This window comes from uncultured Phenylobacterium sp., assembly GCF_902826855.1.
Taxonomy (GTDB): Bacteria; Pseudomonadota; Alphaproteobacteria; order Caulobacterales; family Caulobacteraceae; genus Phenylobacterium.
On the sequence record NZ_CADEGK010000226.1, the window covers coordinates 1 to 6,642 of the forward strand.

6 protein-coding genes are annotated in these 6,642 nt (G+C 70.0%); all 6 read right to left on the reverse strand.

From position 1 onward, the window contains the following. Positions 1 to 25 precede the first annotated feature (25 nt). On the reverse strand, positions 26 to 733 hold the full coding sequence (locus QZV94_RS21545; RefSeq protein WP_293681782.1) for a hypothetical protein: 708 nt from the start codon (positions 731 to 733) through the stop codon (positions 26 to 28). After that, positions 730 to 1,437, reverse strand: a complete 708-nt coding sequence (locus QZV94_RS21550) for an ABC transporter ATP-binding protein (RefSeq protein WP_293681785.1) — start codon at positions 1,435 to 1,437, stop codon at positions 730 to 732. The genes QZV94_RS21545 and QZV94_RS21550 overlap by 4 nt, the downstream gene beginning before the upstream one ends. 159 nt (positions 1,438 to 1,596) lie before the next feature. After that, positions 1,597 to 2,301, reverse strand: coding sequence for a winged helix-turn-helix domain-containing protein (locus QZV94_RS21555; protein ID WP_293681788.1), 705 nt, complete (start codon positions 2,299 to 2,301; stop codon positions 1,597 to 1,599). Beyond that, positions 2,298 to 4,979, reverse strand: coding sequence for a sensor histidine kinase KdpD (locus QZV94_RS21560; protein ID WP_293681791.1), 2,682 nt, complete (start codon positions 4,977 to 4,979; stop codon positions 2,298 to 2,300). The genes QZV94_RS21555 and QZV94_RS21560 overlap by 4 nt, the downstream gene beginning before the upstream one ends. Further along, on the reverse strand, positions 4,976 to 5,566 hold the full coding sequence (kdpC, locus tag QZV94_RS21565; RefSeq protein WP_293681794.1) for a potassium-transporting ATPase subunit KdpC: 591 nt from the start codon (positions 5,564 to 5,566) through the stop codon (positions 4,976 to 4,978). The genes QZV94_RS21560 and kdpC overlap by 4 nt, the downstream gene beginning before the upstream one ends. A 73-nt stretch (positions 5,567 to 5,639) precedes the next feature. Continuing rightward, positions 5,640 to 6,642 (reverse strand): HAD-IC family P-type ATPase (locus QZV94_RS21570; RefSeq protein WP_293681797.1); only part of this gene is annotated, 1,003 nt, incomplete at its 5' end.

Consider the following 6,642-nt stretch of genomic DNA (forward strand, 5'->3'; position numbering starts at 1 on the left):
GGCTCGATGGGAGTCCGTGTGGGGCCTAGGGTGGTGCATGGGATGCCAGCGCGGGTGTGTTTGTGGAGGCGTGTGGTCGTGTCAGCGGTATGGGGATGAATGTGGCGATCGGTCGCGCGTGGCGCTGGGTTGCCCGTGGTGTGGAACAATGTACGGTGTGGGTGGCGTCGTCCGGCATGAACGACTCCGGCGCCGGGACGTAGACGTATTCGGGCGACAGGACCGCGCCGACCACCGTGAAGGTGAAGGCTCGACCCTCCACGACCGCGGTCAGGCGGTCGCCGAGCTGGACATCCGCCGCCTCCATGAAGGTCTTCAGGGCCACGGCCTCATCGGTCCGGCGGGGGTCCGGCATGCGGCCGCGGGTCAGGCGGATGCGGTTCAGCGCCCGACCTTCGCCGTCTGGCAAGGAGATCAGGCGCGCGACAGCAGGGCGCGACAGCCCCGGCACGTCCATCAGTCCGGCCTCGAGGATGCGCGCGTCCACCGCTGTCACCCCCTCGATCCGCGCCAGATCCTGCAGGCGCGAGGCCGGGACACGCCTCGCCTGGGCGAATACGTCGGCGAAGCCGGTGTCCGCGTAGAAGGCAGCCTGCGCGTCCGAAAGCGCCCGCTGCGCCGAGAACGACATGACGGCCACTGAGACGCCGCAGGCGATCAGCAGCGCAATCGCCATCATCTGCCACTTCAGGCGCCACAGGTCGCGCAGGAGCTTGCGGTCGAGCGGGCTCACCAACTCATCTCCCGCGGGGCAAGCTTCTTCCCGTTGCGTTCGATCTCGGTGATCCGCCCGTCGCGGAACCGGATCACCCGGTCGGCCATCCTGGCGATGTCGGCGTTATGGGATACGATCATGGTCGTGGCGCCCACGTCGCGGGTCACGTCCGCGATCGCCTCCAGAACCCGCACACCACTCTCGCTGTCGAGCGAACCGGTGGGCTCGTCGCAAAGCAGCAGCTGCGGCCGCTTGGCGATGGCGCGGGCCACGGCCACCCGCTGCTGCTGGCCACCCGAGAGCTGGGCGGGGAAATGGTCGAGCCGGTCCGAGAGACCAACCCGCGCCAGGGCCTCCTCCGGCCTCATGGGATCGCGCGCGATCTCGGTGATCAGCGCGACGTTCTCGCGAGCGGTCAGGCTCGGCACCAGGTTGAAGAACTGGAAGATGAAGCCCACCGAGGCACGGCGATACCGCGTCAACTCGATGTCGCTCGCCTGGGTCAGTTCCAGGTCCTGGAAACGGGCCGATCCTGAGGTCGCACGGTCCAGCCCGCCCAGTATGTTCAACAGGGTCGACTTGCCGGATCCCGAGGGTCCCAACAGGACGAGCGTCTCGCCCCCAAGGATATCGAGGGTCACGCCCCGCAACGCATGCACGTCGCCGGCCGAAGTCGCGTAGACCTTGGCCAGCTCGCACACCTTGAGGACGGTATCGGTCATACGCAAACGTCTCCGGGGCCGGCGGCCAGCCCCGGTCGCTACAGCCCTGCCCCCGGACCTGCCTTGACCTGACGCAAGCGGGTCTCGATCGGCGCGATGCCCGGCCTGGCAATACCGCGCGATATGCCGAGTTCGTGGGCGCCTACCTGGTCTCCCGCCTCACGCGGCCGGCTCGTCGGCGATGAAACGGTAGCCGACGCCCGGCTCGGTCAGGATGAGCTTCGGCTCGGAGGGGTTGAGCTCGATCTTCTGCCGTAGCTGGCCGATGAAGACGCGCAGGTACTGGGTGTCCTGCACGTGCGCTGGCCCCCACACCGAGATCAGCAACTCGCGGTGCTGCATCACCTTGCCGGCGTTCTGGGCCAGCCTCGCCAGCAGGTCGTACTCCTTCGGCGAGAGATGTAGTGGCTCGCCCCCGCGGGTGACCCGGCGCCGGGGAAAGTCGATGACCAGCCCGGAAGCGCGGATGATCGGCGGCGGCGGCTTCGCCGAATTGGAGCGCTGGCGCAGCGACGCGCGCAGGCGGGCGAGCAGCTCGCCCACGCCGAACGGTTTCTCGACGTAGTCGTTGGCGCCGAGGTCCAACGCCTCGATCTTCTCGGTCTCGCGGTCGCGCGCCGACAGAATGATGATCGGGTCATCGTAGAACTCTCGCGCCCGCATCAGCACGGACTTTCCGTCCATGTCGGGCAGGCCCAGGTCGAGCACGACGGCGGCCGGCGCCGCGCGGGCGATCTCGCGCAGGCCCTCCGCGCCATTGTCCGCCCGCAGCGGCTCGAAACCTGCGGCCTGCAGGGCCGCGCGCAGGAAGCGATGGATCTGCGGCTCGTCGTCGATGACGAGGATTTTTGGGTAGATGCTCATGCGCGGCCTCCCGGAGCGGACGGCGCCTTGGGCAGGCTGATCAGCACCCGGGTGCCGTGGTCGCCGTGGATGGGGCTGGCCGCTGCGATGCGCCCGCCCATCGCCTCGATGAAGCCCTTGGAGATCGACAGGCCCAGCCCCACGCCTTTGCTGCGCTCGCTGCGGTCGCTTGGCTCCTCCATCCGGTGGAACTTCTCAAACACCCGCGCCAGCTCGGCGGTGGGGATGCCCTTACCCTCGTCCTCGATGCTGATCACCACATTGTTGCGGTCCTCATAGGCGGCGAGTTCGACCGCGGTCCCGTCGGGGCTGTAGGCGATGGCGTTCTCGAGGATGTTGACGACGGCCTGCTCCAGGAGGTTCGGGTCGAGGCGGACCAGGGCGAGTTCGGCCGGGAAGTCGCGGTCGATATGGCGCTTGCCCAGCCGCCGCGAGACCCGCTCCGCCGCGGCCATGAGGACGTCGCGCACATCCACCCAGTCGTCCCGGGCGTTCAGGCCTCCGCCCTCCAGGCGGGTCATGTCCAGCAGGTTGCCGACGTAGCGGTTCAAGCGCTCGGCCTCCTCCCGGATCGAGACAAGGAGGTCCTCGCGGACGTCCTCGGCGATCGAGGGGCCATAGTCGATCAGGGTGGTGGCGGACCCGAGCACCGTCGAGAGCGGGGTGCGCAGATCATGGCTCACCGAATTGAGCAGCGCAGAGCGCAACTGGTCGGTGCGGCGCAGGGCCTCCGCGCCTGCGGCGACGGCAGCGAACTCCGCCCGCTCCAGGGCGACGGCCCCCTGGTCGAGCAGCGCCCCCACGAAGCGCTCGCCATCCTCGGTGGCGATGGCCGCCGGATCGACGCCGACGACGCCCGAGCGGGCCTTGACGCCCTGCAGCGGCCGGAACGTCCAGGCCGCCATCGGCATGGTGCCTGTCCCGGCCCCGGCCGCCTCGCCCTTCTCCCAACACCAGCGGGCGGCGGCCATGTCGCCTGGCGGAAGGGACGCCACCGCCGGCGAAGCCGCCATGATCCTGAGATCCCCCTCAGCGGGCCCGAGAACCACGGCTTTCGCGCCGGTGGCGGCGGCGAGTTGTTCGGCCAGCGCGGTCGCGGCCTCGTGTGCGCCTGCCGCGCCCGAGAGGCGGCGCGTGGCGGCGAGCACCGCGGCGATCGCCGACGCCCGGCGCGAGGTCGCGCGGGCCTGGTCGCGTACGCGGCCCGTGAGCCATCCGGTCGTCAGCGCGACGGCGAAGAACACCCCGAAGGTCAGCACATCGGCGGGGTTGCCGATGAGCATCGTCAGCCGCGGCTCGAGGAAGAAGAAGTTGTAGATGACCGCCGACGCGGCCGCCGCCACGACCGCCGGCCAGAGCCCGAAGGCGATCCCAGAGACGAGCACGCTCAGCATGAACACCATGGCGAGGTTGGCGCTCTCGACGTAGCGGTCGACCAGCCACGCGACGGCCCCGGCCGCAGCCACGCTGCCCAGGGCGGCGATGTGGCCGCGCCAGGGAATGTCGCGCAGGGAAGTCCGGGGCCGCCCCTCCGGCGCGGATGCCTCCGAGGACTCCGTGATCACATGCAGGGCGGCCCCGCCCACCTCATCCAGAAGCGCCTGGATAAGGTCGCGCCGAAGCCGCAAGCCCCTGCGCTGCCGCCGGCCGACGACGATCTGGGTCACGTTGTTGCGCCGGGCGAACTCGAGGACGCCGACCACCAGGTCGTCGCCGGTCAGCGTCACCGTGGCTCCGCCGAGCTGGGTCGCCAGCTTCATCGCGTCGCGCAGGCGCTGGGCCCCGGCCGGGCTGGGCGCGGCCGCATTCGGCCGCTCCACGTGCGCCACCGTCCACGGCGCGTCCATCATCATGTCCGACAGCCGCCGGCCCGCACGGACCAGGGCCCCCGCCATGGTGTCGGGCCCCACGAGCACCAGGATCCGCTCACCAGCAGCCCAGGGCCCTTCGACCCCGGCGCGCTTCATCGCGCCGATCAGCTGGTCATCCACCGTCTGGGCGGCGCGGCGCAGGGCCAGTTCGCGGAGCGCGGTGAGGTTCTCGACCTTGAAGAACCGGTCGGCCGCCACCCGCGCGGTCTCACCCATGTAGACCTTGCCCTCGGCCATCCGCTCCCGCAGCTCCGAGGGGGTGATGTCGATCAGCTCGATCTCGTCGGCGCGGCTCAGCGCCGAGTCCGGCACCGTTTCGCGCTGGCGCACCCCGGTGATCTTCCAGACCACCTCCAGGAGGCTCTCCAGGTGCTGGACGTTCAGCGTCGTCCAGACGTCGATGCCGGCGGCCAGCAGTTCCTCGACGTCCTGCCAGCGCTTTGGATGGCGCGAGCCCGGCGCGTTCGAATGGGCGTACTCGTCGACCAGCAGCAGCTCGGGCCTGCGCGCGATAGCCGCGTCGAGGTCGAACTCCATCAGCGTGCTGCCGCGGTACTCCATCGGCTTGCGCGGCAGGACATCCAGGCCGCGCAGCAGCGACTGGGTTTCCCTACGGCCATGGGTCTCGACCACGCCGACAACGACGTCGCCACCCTCGGCCTTTCGGCGTCGGGCGGCGCGCAGCATCTCGTAGGTCTTGCCGACCCCGGGCGACATGCCGAGGAAGACCTTCAGCCGGCCTTGCCCTGGGCGGGCCGCCGCCAGCAGGGCGTCCGGATCGGGCCTGCGGGGCTCTTCGACGTTCATTGTGGCGGAGGTTGCCTCTTGGGCCAGGCGGCGTCGAGCGCCAGGTTGGTCTTCAGGACATTCACCCGCGGCTGGCCAAGAATGCCGAACGTCCGGTCCTCGACGTGGCGGCCGATCAGGGCGCGCACCTGCTCCACCGGCGCGCCGCGGGCCGCCGCGATCCGGCCGGCCTGCATGTCGGCATTGGCCGGCGAGATGTGCGGGTCGAGCCCGGAGGCGGACGTCGTGACCGCATCCCCTGGGATCGTGGCCGCGCCCGCCTCGGCCTTGAGCGCCACCGCGCTCTCCTGGATCCGCTTCGCCAGGGCTTCGTTGAGCGGACCCAGGTTGGAGCCGGACGAGGCCGAGGCGTCATAGCCGTCGCTGCCCGCGGCCGAGGGGCGACCGTGCAGGTACTGCGGGCCGGTGAAGGTCTGGCCGATGAGCTCGGAGCCCACGAGCGTCCCGCCGACGCGCACGACGCTGCCGTTGGCCTGGTGGGGGAAGGCGCCTTGCGCCAGACCGGTGATCGCCAGGGGATAGGCAAGACCCAGAAGGACTGTGAACAGTCCCAGGGACACCACCGCTGGCCGAACGAGCGCGAACATCAGGGTTTCTCCTGGAAGGTCACTTTGAGAGCGCCGCTGACGATCGGCGCGCGCGGAAACGGGTGGGCGTTGATCATGCGAGGCCTGCCGTTGAGATGATCAGGTCGATGACCTTGATCCCGACGAAGGGCGCGATGAGGCCGCCCAGGCCGTAGATCAGCAGGTTGCGCGACAGCAGCCGCGACGCGCCGATGGCCTGGTAGCGCACACCCCGCAGCGCGAGTGGGATCAGCGCCACGATGATCAGGGCGTTGAAGATCACCGCCGAAAGGATCGCACTCTCAGGCGAAGACAGGCCCATGATGTTGAGCGCGCCCAGGGCCGGCAGCGAGACCACGAACATCGCCGGGATGATGGCGAAGTACTTGGCGACGTCGTTGGCGATCGAGAACGTTGTCAGCGCGCCGCGGGTGATCAGCATCTGCTTGCCCACCTCTACGATCTCGATGACCTTGGTGGGGTCGCTGTCGAGGTCGACCATGTTGCCCGCCTCGCGAGCGGCCTGCGCTCCCGTCTGCATCGCCACGCCCACGTCGGACTGGGCGAGCGCCGGGGCGTCGTTGGTGCCGTCGCCGCACATGGCGACCAGTCGGCCCTTGGCCTGCTCGGTGCGGATGAGCTTCAGCTTGTCCTCGGGCGTGGCCTCGGCGAGGAAGTCGTCGACGCCGGCCTCCGAGGCGATGGCGGCAGCCGTCACCGGGTTGTCACCGGTGATCATCACGGTGCGCAGACCCATGCGGCGCAGGTCTGCGAACCGCTCCTTCACGCCGGGCTTCACCACGTCCTTCAGGTGGATCACACCGAAGAGGACGCCATTCTCGGTCACCGCGAGCGGGGTCCCGCCGGAACGCGCGATGCGGTCGACGGCGGCGGTGAACTCGGCCGGAACCTGCTCGGGCCTCAGGCCCGTGTCCTTCAGCACCGCGTCCACGGCGCCCTTGCGCCAGACCTGGCCGCCCGCCTCCAGTCCCGACTGGCGGGTCGTGGCGCTGAACGGGATGATCTTGGAGTCAGCAGGCGCGTCCACCGCCAGTCCCTGGCTGCGCACCAGGTCGAGGATGGACCGGCCCTCCGGC